Source organism: Cellulomonas fengjieae, from assembly GCF_018388465.1.
Classification (GTDB): domain Bacteria; phylum Actinomycetota; class Actinomycetes; order Actinomycetales; family Cellulomonadaceae; genus Cellulomonas; species Cellulomonas fengjieae.
In genome coordinates, this window is the sequence record NZ_CP074404.1 from 1,658,885 (window position 1) to 1,675,753 (window position 16,869).

A 16,869-nucleotide genomic window follows, 5' to 3' on the forward strand; every position below is an offset into this window, starting at 1 on the left:
AGCGCCGGGCGGGTCAGCGTGTACTGAGACTCTTCGAACAGATGTTCGATGAGGTCTCGAGAGCACCCTCTCATCGGCCGGTCGAGAGGAGGTCCGCATGTCCGTCGGCGCCATGTCCCGGGAGGACCGGGTCGCGCTCGCCCGGGCTGCCCTCGCACGCGCCGAGCAGCGCACCGGCGCGCGCAGCGTGCTTCCGCTCGGCGGCCTCGCCGCGACAGCTCCCCGGACCTCCGGCATCACCGCCGAACCGGTTGTGCGCGAGATGGCCGCCGCAGCCGAGCCGATCGTGCACGAGCCTGCCGCCGCCCGCCCCGGGTTGTCGTCAGCAGGGCCGGCTCCGTCGCTCGTCGCGCTGGTCCCGGACCTGCCGACCGGTCCACCGGAGCAGCCGACCGCCGGGATCATCACCACCGAGCGCCCCCCGATGGCGGTCCCGCCGCCGCTGGCCCCGATCCTGCCCGAGGGCCTGCGCCGCGGCGGGACCACGGTGGTCACCGGGTCGACGTCACTGGTCCTGGCGATGCTCGCGCACGCGTGCGCCGGCGGGGCGTGGGCGGCTGTCGTCGGTCAGCCCACCATGGGTCTGCTCGCGGCCGCCCAGGCGGGGGTGTCGCTCGAGCGGCTGGCGGTGGTGCCGCGGCCGGGCCTGGACGCACCGACCGTGGTGGCCGCGCTGCTCGACGGGGTGGACGTCGTGGTCGTCGGGCCGGTGGCCCTGACCGACGCGGACCGCAGGAAGCTGTCCGCGCGCGCCCGGGACCGGGGGTCGGTCCTGCTGTCGACCGTGGACTGGCCCGGGGCGGGTGTGGTGCTCACGGTCGAGTCGGGCCGGTGGACCGGGGTCGACGCGGGCGAGGGGCGGCTGCGCACGCACGAGCTCCGCCTGGTCCGCACCGGCCGAGGCAGCGCCGCCGTGCCGCGCTCGCTCGACCTGACCCTGCCGCTCGGTTCCGCCGCACCGGTCCACGAGGTCGCCACCCCGGTCGCTGGACTGAGGCTCGTCGGATGAGCACCCGCACGACCGTCCTGTGGGTGCCTGACTGGCCGGTGGTCGCCGCGGCGACCGCCGAGGGGACGCCGCCGCACGTGCCCACCGCGGTGCACGACGGCCGGCAGCTCACCGCGGTGTCCGCCCTCGCGCGGGCGGAGGGGGTGCGTCGGGGGATGCGTCGTCGCCAGGCCCAGGGTGTCTGCCCCGAGCTGGTGCTGCTGCCCGCGGACGACGCCCGGGACGTCCGGCTGTTCGAGCCGGTCGCGGTCGCGGCCGAGACCGTGGTGGCGGGCATCGAGGTGGTCCGCGCGGGGCTGCTGCTGCTGCCCGCGGGCGGCGCCAGCCGGTACCACGGCTCCGAGGACGCCCTGGCGGAGAAGCTCATCGACGCGGTCGCGGCCGGCTCGGGCCACGAGTGCGCGGTCGGCACCGCCGACGGGCTGCTGGCTGCGGTGCTGGCCGCCCGGACCGGTGCGGTGGTCCCTGCGGGGACGTCGGCCGCGTACCTGGCGCCGCGCGCGATGGGTGAGCTGCTGCACGCGGCGGTCACCGACGAGGCGGCGTCCGCGGTGGCCCAGCTGGTCGAACTGCTGCACCGCCTGGGGCTGCGGCAGCTCGGCCACCTCGCCGCCCTGCCCGCCACCGACGTGCAGGCACGCTTCGGGCGCCTCGGTGCGTGGGCGCAGCTGCTCGCCCGCGGGGACGACGAGCGGCCACCGGCGCGTCGCCGACCGGAGGCGGACCTCGAGGTGGCCGCCGACCTCGACCCGCCGCTCGACCGGGTGGACACCGCGACGTTCGCCGGCCGCAGGCTGGCCGAGGAGCTGCACGCGCTGCTCGTGCAGCACGCCGTGACCTGCGGCCGGCTGCAGATCTCCGCCCGCACCGACGAGGGCACCGACCTGGTGCGGACCTGGCGCACCGACCTCGGCGGGTGGGGTGGACTGACCCCGGCGCGGATCACCGACCGGATCCGCTGGCAGCTGGAGGGCTGGTTGGCGTCCGGCGCGGTCGAGACGGCCCGGGCACGTGCCGCCGACGACCCTGCAGCCCGGTCCCGCGCACGGTCGGCACGGCACGCCGTCGCGTCCGGGAAGGACCCGTGGGCGCACGACGACCTGCCGGTGGACCCGTGGCCTGACGAGTCCCGTGCGGTCACCCTGGTGCACCTCGCGGTCACCGCCCTCGACGTCGCCCCGGCGGGTGCCGAGCAGGGGCGGCTGTGGGGCGGGCCGTCGGGGGGCGACCTGCGCGCGCACCGGGCGCTCGACCGGGTGCAGGGGATCGTCGGCGGGTCGGGGATCCTCGTCGCCACCCTGCAGGGCGGGCGGGACGTGCGCGACCAGGTGCACCTGCAGCCGTGGGGGGAGCAGGCCGAGCCCGCCCGGCCCGTGGACCGACCGTGGCCGGGGCGGTTGCCCGACCCCGCGCCGGCGACGGTGCTGGACCCGCCCGAGCGGGTCGACGTGCGCGACGCCACGGGGGCGCCCGTGGTCCTCGACGTGCGCAGCGGGATGAGCGGGGAGCCCGCGTGGGTGCGGTGGCTGCCGCAGGCGTCCGACGAGGACCGCGCGGAGCGCGCGCACGAGCGCGGTGACGAGCGTCGCCGAGGCCAGGGCAGGCGACGTCGCGCCGAGGCGTGGGACGTCGCCGTCGAGCGGCTGCGGACGGCGGACGACGGGCCGCGCGCCGTCGCCGGGTGGGCCGGGCCGTGGCTGCTCAGCGAGCGGTGGTGGGTGGCGGCCGCCGACCGCCCTGGACTGCGGGCGCACCTGCAGGTGACGTTCGACGACGGCCGGGCGGTGCTGCTGGCGTGCACGGCGAGCGGCTGGACCTGCGAGGCGACCTATGACTGAGAGCTTTCCCCCGCGCTACGCCGAGCTGCACGCGCACTCGGCCTTCAGCTTCCTCGACGGTGCCAGCCAGCCCGAGGAGCTCGCGGCGGAGGCGGCCCGGCTGGGGCTGGGCGCGCTCGCGCTCACCGACCACGACGGGCTGTACGGCGTGGTGCGGTTCGCGCAGGCGGCCAAGGCGGTCGGGCTGCCGACGGTGTTCGGGGCGGAGCTGCACCTTCCCGCGCCGGACGGTCGCCGCCACCCGCGGGAGAAGACCGGGCTCACCCCAGGACCCCCGGTGCTCGACCTGCCGACGGGCGTCCCGGACCCGCGGGCCTCGCACCTGCTGGTGCTCGCGCGCGGACCCGACGGCTACCGGGCCCTGTCCCGCGCGATCGCCGAGGCGCACCTGCGGACCGGCAAGAAGGGCGCCGCGGACTATCGGCTCGAGGAGCTCGCAGCCACGGCCGCCGGGCAGTGGCTGGTGCTCACCGGCTGCCGCAAGGGGGCGGTCCGGCGCGCGCTCGCGGGCGGGGACCCGTCCGGGGTCACCGGCGTGACCACAGCGGGGGTCGAGGCGGCGCGCACCGAGCTCGACCGGCTCGTCGCGCTGTTCGGCCGGGACAACGTGGCGGTCGAGACCACGGCGGTGGGCGACCCCTACGACGCGGACCGCGCCGACGCGCTCGCGCACCTCGCGGCGGACGCCGGCCTCCCGCTCGTCGCCACGGGGAACGTGCACTACGCCACCCCGAGCGACGCCGACCTGGCCGCCGCGCTGTCCGCGGTGCGCGCCCGCTCGTCCCTGGAGGACCTGGACGGCTGGCTGCCCGGCGGTCCGACGGCGCACCTGCGGTCGGCCGTCGAGATGCTCGCGCTGCACCGTCGGCACCCGTCGGCAGTGGCGACCGCGGCGGGCCTGGCCGCCGAGTGCGCGTTCGACCTGTCCCTCGTCGCGCCCCGGCTGCCGCCCTACCCGGTGCCGCCCGGGCACACGGAGGCGACGTGGCTGCGCGAGCTGGTCCGCCGCGGCGCGCTCGAGCTCTACGGACCGCCCGAGGCAGAGCGCGTTCCGGGTGCGTACGCGCAGCTGGCGCACGAGCTGACCGTCATCGAGGACCTCGGCTTCCCGGGGTACTTCCTCGTGGTCTACGACCTGGTCGACTTCTGTCGCCGGAACGGGATCATGGCGCAGGGCCGCGGGTCGGCTGCCAACTCCGCCGTCTGCTACGCGCTGCGGGTCACGGCCGTGGACGCGGTGCGGCACGGCCTGCTGTTCGAGCGGTTCCTCGCTCCGGAGCGGGACGGGCCGCCGGACATCGACGTGGACATCGAGTCCGCGCGGCGCGAGGAGGTCATCCAGTACGTCTACGAGAAGCACGGCCGCTCGCACGCCGCCCAGGTGGCCAACGTCATCTCCTACCGGCCGCGGTCGGCCGTCCGGGACGCCGCGCGGGCGCTCGGGTACGACACCGGGCAGCAGGACGCGTGGGCGTCGTCGATCGAGCGGTGGGGGAGCCTGCGACCGGCACCCGCACCGGCACCGGCACCGCCGCCCGAGAAGCCGTCCGCGTCGGGTCGACCGGCGCGGCCGCACGTGGACCACGCCGGTCACGTGCCTACCACGGCGCGCGACGAGCGCCGGCGGACGCAGGCCTCGATGTGGGGCAACACGTGGGAGCCGCCGTCGGTGCTGCGCGCCGCGAAGGGCGTCGACACACCGGGCCTGGTCACCGCCGACGGTCACGACGTGGTCCCGGCGGTCCTGCCGCCGTCCGCCAGCGACCTCGACGAGATCCCCGAGCAGGTCATCGACCTGGCCGACCGGTTCCTGCGGCTGCCGCGGCACCTCGGCATCCACTCGGGCGGCATGGTCATGTGCGACCGGCCGGTGATCGAGGTGTGCCCGGTGGAGTGGGCGCGCATGCCGGGCCGCACGGTGCTGCAGTGGGACAAGGAGGACTGCGCGGACGCGGGGCTGGTGAAGTTCGACCTGCTGGGTCTGGGCATGCTCACCGCGCTGCGCATCGGGTTCACCTCTGTGCACGAGCACGAGGGTGAGCTGCTCGACCTGCACGGCCTGCCGGCCGAGGACCCGCGCGTCTACGACCTGCTCAGCGCCGCGGACACGGTCGGGGTGTTCCAGGTGGAGTCGCGCGCGCAGATGGGCACCCTGCCGCGCCTGCAGCCCCGCACGTTCTACGACATCGTCATCGAGGTCGCGCTCATCCGCCCCGGACCCATCCAGGGCGGCTCGGTGCACCCGTACATCGAGCGCGCGCACGGCCGCCAGCCGGTCACGTACCTGCACCCGCTGCTGGAGAAGTCGCTGGCCAAGACCAAGGGCGTGCCGCTGTTCCAGGAGCAGCTCATGCAGATGGCCATCGACGTCGCGGACTTCACCCCGGCGGAGGCCGACCAGCTGCGACGCGCGATGGGTTCCAAGCGGTCGACCGAGCGGATGGAGGCGATGCGGGAGCGGCTGATGTCCGGCATGGCCACGCACGGGATCGATGCCGAGACCGGTGGGCAGATCTTCGACAAGCTCAAGGCGTTCGCCGACTTCGGCTTCCCCGAGTCGCACGCGTACTCGTTCGCGTTCCTGGTCTACGCCAGCGCGTGGCTGAAGGTGTACCACCCTGCCGCGTTCTACGCGGGGCTCCTGGCGGCGCAGCCGATGGGCTTCTACTCCCCGCAGAGCCTGGCCGCCGACGCCCGTCGGCACGGCCTGGAGGTGCTGCGCCCGGACGTGCAGGCCTCCGACGTCCAGGCGTGCGTGGAGCGCCTCGGTCCCACGCCGCCCGGCGGGGAGCCGCTGCTGGTACCGACGCCGAGCGGGACGGGACCGGTCACCGCTGCGGGGGTGCGCACGGGGGACGGCGCCCGCTCGCTCGCGGTCCGGCTCGGCCTGGCCTCGGTGCGATCGGTGGGCGAGGACGTCGCGCAGCGGGTGGTGGACGAGCGCCGCGCCCACGGCCCGTTCACGGACCTGCGCCAGCTGGTGCGGCGGGTGCAGCTGTCCACCGCTCAGCTCGAGGCGCTCGCCACCGCGGGTGCGCTCGACTGCCTGGGGGTCACGCGCCGTGAGGCGCTGTGGGCGGCCGGCGCGCTTGCGCAGGAGGGACCGGACACGCTGCCCGGCGTCTCCGTCGGGGTGAGCGCGCCGATGCTGCCCGGGCTCAGCGACGTGGAGATCGCGACCGCGGACGTGTGGGCCACGGGCGTCTCCGTGGACTCCTACCCGACGCAGTTCGTCCGGGACGGGCTCGATGCCGCCGGGGTCCTGCGGGTCGAGCAGGCGTACACCCACGAGGTCGGGCGACGGGTCGCCGTCGCGGGCGTCGTCACCCACCGGCAGCGGCCCGGCACGGCGGGCGGGATCACCTTCCTGTCGCTCGAGGACGAGACGGGGCTGCTCAACATCATCTGCTCGGCGGGGCTGTGGCAGAAGTTCCGCAAGGTCGCCCGCACCTCGCGCGCCCTGGTGGTCCGCGGGCGGCTGGAGCGGTCGGACGGTGCCACCAACCTGGTCGCGGAGCACCTGACGCCCATGTCGCTGAAGGTCAGGACGGCGTCGCGGGACTTCCGGTGAGGCTCAGGCCTGAGAGACGACCTCGTCGTCCTCGATCTCCGCGACGCTCTCGACCGGCTCGACGTCGTCGTCCGCCTCGTCCTCGTCCATCGGCGGGTCGGGGGTGTGCAGCCGGGAGAAGACCGCCCAGCACACCGCGACGAGCGGCACCGAGATGACGGCGCCCAGGATGCCTGCGGTCAGGGTGCCCCCGGTGACGGCGAGCGCGATGACCACCGGGTGGATCGCCACCTGCTTGCCCATCACCAGCGGCTGCAGGATGTGCCCCTCGAACTGGCCGATCAGGGCGATGCCGACACCGACGATCGCGGCGGCGAGCAGGCCGTTCGCGGCGAGCGCCACGATCATGGCGACGACCATCGCCAGCGGCGCCCCGATCAGGGGGATGAACGCACCGATCATGACCAGGACCGCGAGCGGGGCCGACAGCGGCACCCGCAGGATGCTCAGCAGGATGAAGGCCAGGATGCCGTCGGTGACCGCGATGATCACCGTGCCGCGGGTGTAGCCGGAGAACGTGTACCAGCCGGCACCGCCCGCCGTCTTCCAGCTCTCACGGGTGCGGGCGGGCAGCTGGTTGAGGAACCACGTCCACATCTCACGGCCGCGTGCCAGGAAGAACACCGTGCAGAAGATCGCGAGCGCGAGCGCGGTGAAGACCTCGACCACCGACCCGGCCCCCGCGGCGGCCTGGCTGGCCAGGTCTCCCGCGTGCTCCTGGACCCACCGCTGGCCGTTGGTGATCGCCTCGGCGATCTGCTCGTTGGTGATGGTGAAGGGCAGTGAGCCGTTCTCCAGGAAGTCGATGATCTGGTCGATGCCCTCGCTGAACTGCTTGGCCAGGTCGGTCCACTGGTTGGCGATCGAGTACGCCACGTACGTGAGCAGGCCGAGGAAGAAGACGATGCCGCCGAGGATGCCGAGCGCGGTCGCGAGGCCGCGGGGGAGCACGCGCCCGAGGAGGTCGACGACGGGCCGCAGGACGGCCGTGAAGACGAGCGCGAGGAAGACCGCGACGAACAGCAGCTGCACCTGGGACGTGGCGTAGAAGACCAGGGCGACCATCGCGATCACCACGAGCAGGCGCCACGACACCCCCGCGGCACCACGCAGCCAGCGCGGTGCCGTCTGCTCGGAGCCGTACGCGCTCGGGTTGCGTCGGGCACCGGCGACCCGGCGTGCCGTCGGGCTGGCCGGCCCGCGTCCCGTCGAGCCGTTGACGTCGGTCATGGGTCTCCCTGCGTCGTGCCTGGTGACAGCCTGGACTGGCTCGTGCGGCCAGTGTCCCTCTCCCGGCCGATGCGTGCTCGCCCGCCGCGCCGTGCTATCTTTTCTGCCGCACCTGAGGGCGCCTCCGGGTGCCCTGCGGTCCACCCGTCCGGGTGGCGGAATGGCAGACGCGCTAGCTTGAGGTGCTAGTGCCCGAAAGGGCGTGGGGGTTCAAGTCCCCCTCCGGACACTCGTTGAGACAGCGACGAAAGTGCCCCTGATCTGCGGAGACGCGGAGCGGGGGCATTTTTCGTTCTCCGCCGGGCGAGGCCTGTGCCCGCCGCTGGTCGCCGGCGCAGGCCGCGCCGCCCGGTGCTCGCCGTCGCCGGACGAGGTGGCGCGAGCTCGCGCCCGACCAGACCCGCCGGGCACCCGCAGCGCGTGACGCTCGACACGGTGCCTCCCGACGACGACGACCCCCGATCGCGCGATCGGGGGTCCGTCGTCGTGCAGCGTCGTCGGCTACCGGTCCAGCGACTCGGTCGTGGGGACGGACCCCGGGGAGGCGGGCTCGTGGCCGGTCCCGCGCCACTGCTCCAGCACGCGCATCAGGTGGTAGACGCCGAGAGCGGCAGCGGTGCCGAGCGCGATGCCGCCGAACTCGAGATCGCCGGGCGCCCAGGTGAAGTTGGCGATGCCGACGACCAGCGCGACGGCGGCCGTCGTGAGGTTCTTGGCGTCGGAGAAGTCGACCCTGTTCTGCACCCAGATCCGGGCGCCGAGGATGCCGATCATCCCGTACAGGACGGTGGTCGCCCCGCCGAGCACGCCGGCGGGGATCGATGCCACGACGGCCCCGAACTTCGGCGACAGGGACAGCACCAGCGCGGTGGCGGCGGCGACCCAGTAGGCGGCGGTGGAGTACACCTTGGTGGCGGCCATGACACCGATGTTCTCGGCGTAGGTGGTGGTGCCCGAGCCGCCACCGAGGCCGGCGACGGCGGTCGCGATGCCGTCGGAGAACAGGGCGCGCCCGGCCAGCGGGTCCATGTCCGTCCCGGTCATCGCGGCGACGGACTTCACGTGCCCGATGTTCTCCGCGACCAGGACCAGCACGACGGGGACGAACAGCCCGAGGACCGTGATGTCGAAGGTCGGGGTGACGAACTCGGGGAAGCCGACCCAGTCGGCGGCCGTCACGCCGGAGAAGTCGACCTCGCCGCGCAGGGTGGCCACGAGGTAGCCGACGAGCACACCGACCAGGATGGACAGGCGCCCGAGGATGCCGCGGAAGAGCACCGAGCACAGGATGATCGCGAGCAGCGTCACGAGCGCGGTCACGGGGGCGGCCCGGAAGCCGTTGGTGCACGACTCGACGATCTCGCCGTCGACCACGCTCTGCGTGCAGGTGCCCCAGGCGGTGGGGGCGAGGTTCAGCCCGATGAGCGCGACGATGGTGCCGGTGACGACGGGCGGCATGAGCCTGTCGATCCACCCGGTGCCCGCGACGTGCACGACCGCGCCGATCACGGCCAGCAGCACGCCGACCACGACGATGCCGCCGAGCGCCACGGACTGCCCGCCGCTCGCGGTCGCGGCGCTGATCGGCGCGATGAACGCGAACGACGAGCCCAGGTAGCTGGGCAGCCTGTTGCGCGTGACGAGCAGGAAGATCACCGTGCCGACGGCGGAGAAGAACAGCGTCGTGGCCGGGGAGAAGCCCGTCAGGAGCGGGACCAGGAACGTGGCGCCGAACATCGCCACGACGTGCTGCATGCCGATGCCGATGGTCCGCGGCCAGCTCAGGCGCTCGTCGGGTGCGACGACCTCACCGACGGGGATCGTCCGACCGTCACCGTGCAGCCGCCATCCGATGCTCATGGGGGTTCCTACTCCTCGACGTCGATGGGCTGTTGCCCCGCGCACCTGTGCGGCAGCCGGACGCTAGCAACGTGAGCACACGCGGCGCCAGCGCGTCCACCCGACCGGGACATGAATACCGTCGCGCACCGGGTGACGCCGCGCATAGCGTCGGCTCCGTCATCCGTTCCCTGGTGAGAGGCGGTTCTCATGACTCCCACGGCCGATCGTGTCCTGGGCAGCTCCGGCATCCAGGTCAGCGCCCTCGGGCTCGGCTGCTGGGCGATCGGCGGCCCCTGGACGATGGACGGTGCGCAGGCCGGCTGGAGCACGGTCGACGACGAGGAGTCCGTCCGTGCCCTGCGCAGCGCCCTGGACCTCGGTGTGACCTTCTTCGACACGGCGGCCAACTACGGCGCCGGGCACAGCGAGGTCGTGCTCGGCCGGGCGCTGCGCGGCCGGCGCGACGAGGCGGTGCTCGCCACCAAGTTCGGGTACGAGGTCGACGAGGCCGAGCGCGTGGTGCGGACCTACGACGGCGACGCGGAGGACGGCGATGTGGCCGGCCGGGTGCGCGCCGACCTGGCGGAGAGCCTGCGGCGGCTGGGGACGGACTACGTCGACGTCTTCCAGCTCCACGTCGGGGGCCTGTCGATCGAGCGGGCGCTCGAGGTGCGGGACGTGCTCGACGAGCTGGTCGTCGAGGGGACGATCCGCACGTACGGCTGGAGCACCGACCGTGTCGACGCCGTGCGGGCGTTCTCCACGCACCCCGGCTGCGGTGTCGTCCAGCAGGGGCTGAGCGTGCTGGACGACGCCAACCCCGCGATGCTCGCGCTGTGCGAGGAGCTGGACCTGGCCAGCATCAACCGCGGTCCGCTGGGGATGGGCCTGCTCACCGGGAAGTTCTCGCCGACGACGACGTTCGCCCGCGACGACGTGCGCGCCTCGATGACCTGGCACCGCGGCTTCGTCGACGGTCGGCCCACGACGCAGTGGTTGGACCGGCTCGCGGCGATCCGCGACGTGCTGACCAGTGACGGACGGACCCTGGCACAGGGGGCGCTCGCGTGGATCTGGGGGCGCAGCGGGCGGACGGTGCCGATCCCTGGTTTCCGGACCACCGCGCAGGTGGCGGAGAACGCCGGTGCGCTCGCGTTCGGGCCGCTCACCGGCGCGCAGATGGCCCAGGTGGCGCAGATCCTCGACGAGAACGCCGCCTGACACCACGGCGGGGTCGTCAGCTCTCCGCGGCGCCCGGCACCTTGTCGGTGATGTCGTCGTACGTCTGGTCGCCGGGCAGCTCGCTCGGGGCGTAGACCAGGTGCACGACGCCGGTGGGGAAGACGGCCGACCGCAGCAGCGCCAGCGGGTAGATCGGCTCTCCCTCGTCGAACAGTCGCTCGCCGTGGCGGGCGGCGACCGGGTGCACCAGGAGGCTGAGCTCGTCGACCAGCCCGGCCGCCAACAGCTGGCGGACGACGGAGATGGACCCGGGGATCAGGACCTTGTCGACACCCGGCTCCGCCTTCAGCGCGGTCACGGCCTCGATCAGGTCGCCCCTCAACGCGGAGGCGTTCCGCCAGCCGAGGTCCTGGTCACCGCGCGTCGCGACGAGCTTGCGCATGTCACCCAGCTGGGCGGCGAAGGTGGCGTCCTCGCCACCCGCGGACTCCCGGTCCGGCCAGGCCCCCGCGAAGCTGTCGTAGGTGACCCGGCCCAGCAGCAGGACGTCGACGCCCGTGTAGTCCTCGTCGACCACGGCGCCCATGTTCTCGTCGAAGTAGGGGAAGTGCCACGCCGGGTCGATCTCGACCACGCCGTCGAGGGAGGTGAACAGGGTGGAGACGAGCTTCGCCATCAAGTCCTCCAAGGTGTGCGACCGCTCGGTGCGGCCGCTCCACCCGAGCGAACCGCATGGCACCCACGCACGCCCAGACCTTTGAACGACGAGATCCCCGACGAGCGGTGAGCACGGATGTCCCCCTCGGCGCCCGTACGCACGCCGCTGGGCGGGATCCGGACCCCGGGTCTACCGTCGATGACGCAGGACAAGACAGGCACGATCCGAACAGCAGGGGGAGCATTTCATGTCCGACGACCAGCCCAATGACGTCCTCGCCGTCTCCGACGGCGCATACACCCTCTTCGTGGCCGACTTCGCCGACACCGACACGGCCTGGGCCGCCTACGAGGAGCTGAAGTCGGTCGAGGACCGCAAGACGTTCGACATCGACGGCGTCATCGTGGTGAAGCGCGAAGCCGACGGCAAGCTCCAGATCCAGAAGGCGACCGACCACAGCACGCTGCGCGGGCTGGGCTGGGGAGTCGTCGGAGGCATCGTCCTGGGTGCGATCTTCCCGCCGACGATCATCGGCAGCGCCGCGGTCCTGGGTGTGATCGGCGCGGCGACGGGCAAGGCCGTCGAGCTCAAGCATCACAAGGACCTGCGCGAGGACCTCCAGGACGCCATCCCGGAGGGCCACTCCGGGCTCATCGCCCTCGTCTCCGACCCCGCCGCCGTGCACATCCGCAAGGCGCTCGACAAGGCGGACGCGATCGTGGAGAAGGCGGTCGACAAGGCGGCGGTCGACGAGATCAAGGCCGCCGCCAAGCAGGCGAAGGTGGACGCGGGCTGAGCCGGGGGCCGGCCGGTCAGTCCACCGGGCTGACCGACCGCGGGTGGCGCCGACCGAGCGGGACGACGGCTCGGTCGGCGACCACCGCGTCGGTCGCGACGCGGGCCCCGGGGGCGATGACGACGGCCGCGCCGATGCGGGCGCCGGCGCTGATCTGCGCTCCGTCGCCCACCCGGGTGCCGGCCCCCAGGTGCACGTTGCGCCCGACCCGCACGCCGGCGCCGACCCGCACACCGGCGTCGACCCAGCTGCTGGCACCGATGGACGTGCCGTCGCCCACGACGGCGCCGGCCTCGACGTAGGCGGAGTCGTGCACCGACGCGCCGTCGTGCACCCGTGCGGTCACCTCGACGAGCCCGCCACCCAGCGGGTGGGGCGCGTACCGAGACACCTGCCCGTAGAGGCTCTCGACGTCGATGTCGAGGCGAGGGGTCCGGCTTCCCACGGTACTGGTGGACACGGTGCTCTCCTGCTCGTCACGTCCCGTGCACGGCGGTGTGCCGACGGGTCCTGCCATCGTCACTGCGGGCCACCGGCGTCACCAGTGACCTACGGCCCTAGCGGTGGCAGGCAGCGGCGGGCGGCACGACGATCGTCGTGTCCAGCCGAAGGGAGTCACTCGTGCCCAAGACGACCCGGTCCGGAGCCGCCCGGCGCAGCGAGCTGCCGAGCACGCTGCAGCGCTCCGGGGAGAAGGCGCAGCGGACGTACGCCCACGCGTACGACGCGGCGATCGAGCAGTACGACGGCGACGAGGAGCGCGCGCACCGCGTCGCGTTCGCCGCGCTGAAGCACACCCACGAGAAGGTCGGCGACAGCTGGCGCCCCAAGGCGGAGCCCGGACCGTCGGACCCACATGCCGAGCAGGGCGGCGGATCGACGGCATCGACCGCCGGCGGGGTGGACGCGAACGCGTCCAAGACGCACCTGTACGACGTCGCCAAGGAGCTCGACATCGCGGGGCGCTCGCGGATGAGCAAGGCCGAGCTGGTCGAGGCCATCACGAGGGAGAACGACCGCCGCAGCAGGCAGGCCCGGGCCTGAGGCAGGGATGACCGAGCGGATGGTCGACGTCGGCGACGGCGTCCGGCTGTGCGTCGACGTCCGCGGGACCGGCGACGCGCTGGTGCTGATGCACGGTGCAGGCTGCGGGCTCGTCGCGTGGCCCGAGGAGCTGGTCGAGCGGTTGGCCGCGCACCACCGGGTGCTGCGGTACGACGCCCGGGACCAGGGCAGGTCGACCACGTGGCCCGTGGGGCAACCCGGCTACGGCATGCCCGACGTCGTCGGTGACGTCCTGGCGCTGACGGACGCGGAGGCGTTCGGGCGCGCGCGTCGTCGGGGTGTCCGCCGGTGCGGTGGTCGCCCAGCTGCTCGCCCTCGACCATCCCGACCGGGTCGCGGCCCTGACGCTGATCAGCGGCACGCCCGGCACTGGTGGTGCACGGCGAGGAAGACCCGCTCTTCCCGCTCGCGCACGGTGCGGCGCTCGCCCGCGAGATCCCTCGCGCGCAGGGTCAGGCGTGGAGGGCCGGGGTCAACGGCGGTACGAGCACCAGCGGGTCCGTCTCGAGGTCGACCACCTGCGAGCGCGCAGGTGGCGTGTCGACGGTCTCGAACCGCACGGTGGCCTGCCGTCCCCGCACGTGCACCACCCAACCGCGGCCGAGCTCCTCGTGCTCGACGTCGAGACCCGGTCGTGCGTTCTCCTCCGTCAGCAGCCCGAGGGAGGAGACCAGGTCCGGCGGGTTGTCGAGGACCACCGGAGCGGGCTCCTCCTCGCCCCACGGCAGGGTCAGCTGCGCGTGCGCCGACAGGTTGTGGAACGACACGCCGAGCAGGCGGACCGAGTCGCTGATGCCGGCCGCGCGCGCGGCCTGGTGGGCGGCTGCGCGCAGCTCGGCCGGCTCGGCGCTCGGCTGGGGGAGCGTGACCGAGCGGGTCAGTGTGGTGAAGTCGGCGAACCGGACCTTGGCGACGACGGTCCGGGCACCGCCGCCGTGCGCGGTCAGTCGGCGCAGCGCCTCGTCGGTCACCCGGTCGATGGCGGCGGCGATCGGGTCGGCCCCGAAGATGTCCTCGGCGAAGGTGCGCTCCGCGCCCACCGACTTGCGCTCGGTGCTCGGTGCCACGGGACGGGGGTCGATGCCGCGGGCCAGCCGGAACAGGTTGACCCCGGACGACTCGCCGACCGTCATGGTCAGGATGTCCAGCGGCTGGCGGCGCAGGTCCGCGACGGTGCGCACGTCGAGCCGCTCGAGCGCCGCGGCCGTGGCGGGGCCGATGCCGGGCACCGCCCGTACCGGCAGCGGCAGGAGGAAGTCGTCCTCGTCGGCGGGCTCGACGACGAGCAGCCCGTCCGGCTTGCCGGCGTCGGACGCGAGCTTGGCGACGAGCTTGGTCCGTCCGACCCCGATGGAGACGGCCAGCCCGGTGAGCTCACGGATCCGCGCCCGCACGCCCGCGGCCGCAGCGGCGGGGTCGTCGGCGAACGTGCCCGCCTCCAGGTCGACGAACGCCTCGTCGATGCTGAGCGGCTCGACCAGGTCCGAGAGGGTGCCCAGCGCGGCCATGATGATCCGCGAGTACGCGGAGTACGCCTCGAAGCGGGGGAAGAGCACGGCCGCGGCCGGGCACAGCCGGCGTGCGCGGCTCATCGACATCGCCGAGCGCGCACCGGAGGTGCGCGCCTCGTACGACGCGGTGGAGACGACTCCGCGCGGCCCGGTCCCGCCGACGAGGACCGGTCGGCCGCGCAGCGACGGCTTGTCGCGCTGCTCGACGGCCGCGAAGAAGGAGTCCGCGTCGGCGTGCAGCACCGTCGCGCGGGTGCGCAGCCGCGAGGCGTCGGCCAGCTGCGCGGGATCCACGCCTCTACTCTGCCTGGTCCGCCGCCGTGGTCACGTCAGGCGATCGCGAGCCCGCCGCGCTGGCGCAGCTCCTGCAGGGCGTCGAGCAGGACGCGGTTGAACGCGACGGGCGCGTGCGCGTTCACGTCGTGCCCGGCGCGCGGGACGACCGTCAGCCGAGTGCCGGGGCGCGCCTCGACGTAGCGGCGCTCGTCCATCCGCAGCGGGTCGCGCGACCCGTTGACCAGCCACACCGGCACGGCCGTGCGGCGCAGGTCCGCCAGGGGCGAGTAGCCCTCGAGCGCGGCGAGCATGTCCGTCACCACGGACCAGTTGTGGCCGCCCACCCGCAGCGCGCTCGTGACGGCCGCGGCGGCGCGTCGGTAGGCGCCGAGCGGCTTGCCCTTGATCTCCGTCGAGCAGCCGGCCAGGACGACGCCCGCGATCTTGGCCTCGTGCCGGCGCGCGTACGCCAGGCTCGTGTACCCGCCGAGGGACAGTCCGACCAGCAGCGGCGCCTCCGTGCAGGCGTCGACCGCCTCGTCGATGGCGGTCAGCGCCCCCTCGAGGCTGAACCGCTCGTGCATCCGTCGCCCGTGACCCGGCAGGTCGAGCGCCACGGTCGGGTGCCCGGAGCGTTCGAGCGCGTCCACCTGCCGACGCCAGATGGCGGACGACGTGCGGGTGCCGTGGACGAAGACGATCGGTCTGCGGGGGATGGAGTGCTCCTCGGAACGGCGGTGCTGCGGTCTGGCGGGAGCCTACGCGCGGCACCTGGGAGTTCCGGGGGCGCGGTGCGGACCTCGTGTGAAGGTCCGGTCAGATGCCCGGGGCGCACCCGCCGGCGCCGAGGGCCGCCAGCCCGGCGCGGTCGCCCGCACCGAAGACGGAGGCCAGCTCGGTGCTGGGGTACATGAGCTGCGTCGGGTCGGCGACGTGGTCCAGGCCGACGAGGTGCCCGAGCTCGTGGGTGACGATGCCGAGTGCGGTGGCGTGGGTGCCGGGCGCTGCTGCGAGCCTGCCGATGTCCTCCGCGTCGAGCGTGACCGACCCGGTGACGTAGACGGTGTGGCCCGCGCGCGTCACGGAGGCCGAGCCCGCGATGCCTGCCACGTCACCGGCCAGGTCGGGCGACTCCGCGTCGGTCGACCACGTGATGAGGACCGGTGCCCACCTGCGGCCGTACACCTCGGGCTGGTAGGCCTCACGGTCGGTGGTCGGCGCCTCCTGGGTGGGGCCGTCGTCGACGAACCGCAGCCCGGTGGCCGACGAGACGGTCGCGACCGCGTCGGCGATGAGCGTCTCCCCACCGGCGGGCGTGCCGTCGGGCCGCACCACGTAGTGGATCGGCCGGCACGGGCTGTACGCCACGGGCCCGGCACCGTCGGGCTGGACGGCCGTGAACGCGTACCCGCCCGGTGCCGCCGGGACCACGGGTGGTGCGCCCAGCGGCGCGGCGGCCTCGCCCACGCCGGCCGGCGGGCCGAACGCGGTGGAGGTGGACATCCACCAGCGGCCACCGAGCACCACGGCGGCCGCCAGCACCGCGACGACGAGCAGGAACCCCGGGCGCGGTCCGCGACGGACGCGGACGGCGGGTCCGAGGAAGCGGACGGCGCGCTGCTCCGCCGGCAGATGAGGATGGGGGAGCAGGGGCGGGTAGGGGTTCTGGCCGCGCGCGTCGACCCAGGGGTTGAGCCCGTGCGGGTCCCCAGCCGTCACGCCGTGCCCCTCCCCGCGATCCGCCCTGTCCGTGCGCAGGATCGCACACGCCGCGGCCCCCGTGGCAGGACCATCCGACCCACCGCGGTCCACGTTCACCCGGCGGGCGCAGCAGTGCGGCGACACCGCGGCGATACTGCGACGTGCGCCGAGCGGCGCGGGGGAGGAGGGG

13 protein-coding genes and 1 tRNA gene are annotated in these 16,869 nt (G+C 74.1%); 7 read left to right on the plus strand and 7 right to left on the minus strand.

Annotated features, from left to right (window positions below; translation table 11 throughout):
- Window positions 1–97 precede the first annotated feature (97 nt).
- Genes KG102_RS07660 through KG102_RS07670 form a run of 3 tightly spaced genes read left to right on the plus strand, consistent with a single transcriptional unit; the run spans window position 98 to window position 6,418 of the window.
- Window positions 98–1,009: a hypothetical protein gene (locus tag KG102_RS07660; RefSeq protein ID WP_208290080.1), complete on the plus strand. Its 912-nt coding sequence runs from the start codon at window positions 98–100 to the stop codon at window positions 1,007–1,009.
- Window positions 1,006–2,847 carry a DNA polymerase Y family protein gene (locus KG102_RS07665; RefSeq protein ID WP_208290079.1) on the plus strand — a complete coding sequence of 614 codons (1,842 nt, stop codon included), beginning with the start codon at window positions 1,006–1,008 and terminating at the stop codon, window positions 2,845–2,847. The genes KG102_RS07660 and KG102_RS07665 overlap by 4 nt, the downstream gene beginning before the upstream one ends.
- Window positions 2,840–6,418 carry an error-prone DNA polymerase gene (locus KG102_RS07670; protein WP_208290078.1) on the plus strand — a complete coding sequence of 1,193 codons (3,579 nt, stop codon included), beginning with the start codon at window positions 2,840–2,842 and terminating at the stop codon, window positions 6,416–6,418. The genes KG102_RS07665 and KG102_RS07670 overlap by 8 nt, the downstream gene beginning before the upstream one ends.
- 3 nt (window positions 6,419–6,421) lie before the next feature.
- On the opposite strand, the gene KG102_RS07675 is transcribed toward KG102_RS07670, so the two are convergent.
- Window positions 6,422–7,648, minus strand: a complete 1,227-nt coding sequence (locus KG102_RS07675) for an AI-2E family transporter (RefSeq protein WP_208213667.1) — start codon at window positions 7,646–7,648, stop codon at window positions 6,422–6,424.
- A gap of 146 nt (window positions 7,649–7,794) precedes the next feature.
- Here KG102_RS07675 and KG102_RS07680 point away from each other — a divergent pair.
- Window positions 7,795–7,877, plus strand: a tRNA-Leu gene (locus tag KG102_RS07680).
- A 272-nt stretch (window positions 7,878–8,149) separates the two neighbouring features.
- On the opposite strand, the gene KG102_RS07685 is transcribed toward KG102_RS07680, so the two are convergent.
- A complete protein-coding gene (locus KG102_RS07685) occupies window positions 8,150–9,508 on the minus strand; it encodes a uracil-xanthine permease family protein (RefSeq protein ID WP_208213666.1) in 1,359 nt (452 codons plus the stop codon).
- A 189-nt stretch (window positions 9,509–9,697) separates the two neighbouring features.
- On the opposite strand from KG102_RS07685, the gene KG102_RS07690 reads away from it, so the two are divergent.
- Window positions 9,698–10,711 (plus strand): aldo/keto reductase, encoded by a 1,014-nt coding sequence (locus tag KG102_RS07690; protein WP_208290077.1) that lies wholly within the window; start codon window positions 9,698–9,700, stop codon window positions 10,709–10,711.
- Window positions 10,712–10,727: 16 nt separating this feature from the next.
- On the opposite strand, the gene KG102_RS07695 is transcribed toward KG102_RS07690, so the two are convergent.
- A complete protein-coding gene (locus tag KG102_RS07695; protein WP_208290076.1) occupies window positions 10,728–11,348 on the minus strand; it encodes a dihydrofolate reductase family protein in 621 nt (206 codons plus the stop codon).
- A 229-nt stretch (window positions 11,349–11,577) separates the two neighbouring features.
- Between KG102_RS07695 and KG102_RS07700 the strand changes: the two genes are divergently transcribed.
- The gene (locus KG102_RS07700) at window positions 11,578–12,126 is read left to right on the plus strand and encodes a DUF1269 domain-containing protein (RefSeq protein ID WP_208213663.1); all 549 of its coding nucleotides are present in this window, start codon (window positions 11,578–11,580) and stop codon (window positions 12,124–12,126) included.
- A 16-nt stretch (window positions 12,127–12,142) separates the two neighbouring features.
- Here the strand turns inward: KG102_RS07700 and KG102_RS07705 are convergent, their stop codons facing one another.
- Window positions 12,143–12,586 carry a transferase gene (locus KG102_RS07705; RefSeq protein WP_249667515.1) on the minus strand — a complete coding sequence of 148 codons (444 nt, stop codon included), beginning with the start codon at window positions 12,584–12,586 and terminating at the stop codon, window positions 12,143–12,145.
- A gap of 161 nt (window positions 12,587–12,747) precedes the next feature.
- Here KG102_RS07705 and KG102_RS07710 point away from each other — a divergent pair, with 161 nt between their 5' ends.
- Window positions 12,748–13,170, plus strand: a complete 423-nt coding sequence (locus tag KG102_RS07710; RefSeq protein ID WP_208290075.1) for a ChaB family protein — start codon at window positions 12,748–12,750, stop codon at window positions 13,168–13,170.
- Window positions 13,171–13,643: 473 nt separating this feature from the next.
- Here the strand turns inward: KG102_RS07710 and KG102_RS07720 are convergent, their stop codons facing one another.
- The 3 genes from KG102_RS07720 to KG102_RS07730 all read right to left on the minus strand — a co-directional run bounded on the left by KG102_RS07720 (window position 13,644) and on the right by KG102_RS07730 (window position 16,697).
- A complete protein-coding gene (locus KG102_RS07720) occupies window positions 13,644–14,996 on the minus strand; it encodes a DNA polymerase IV (protein ID WP_208290074.1) in 1,353 nt (450 codons plus the stop codon).
- 35 nt (window positions 14,997–15,031) lie between these two features.
- Window positions 15,032–15,694, minus strand: a complete 663-nt coding sequence (locus KG102_RS07725; protein WP_208290120.1) for an alpha/beta fold hydrolase — start codon at window positions 15,692–15,694, stop codon at window positions 15,032–15,034.
- Window positions 15,695–15,794: 100 nt separating this feature from the next.
- Window positions 15,795–16,697 carry a matrixin family metalloprotease gene (locus tag KG102_RS07730; RefSeq protein ID WP_208290073.1) on the minus strand — a complete coding sequence of 301 codons (903 nt, stop codon included), beginning with the start codon at window positions 16,695–16,697 and terminating at the stop codon, window positions 15,795–15,797.
- Between the last annotated feature and the right edge of the window lie 172 nt (window positions 16,698–16,869).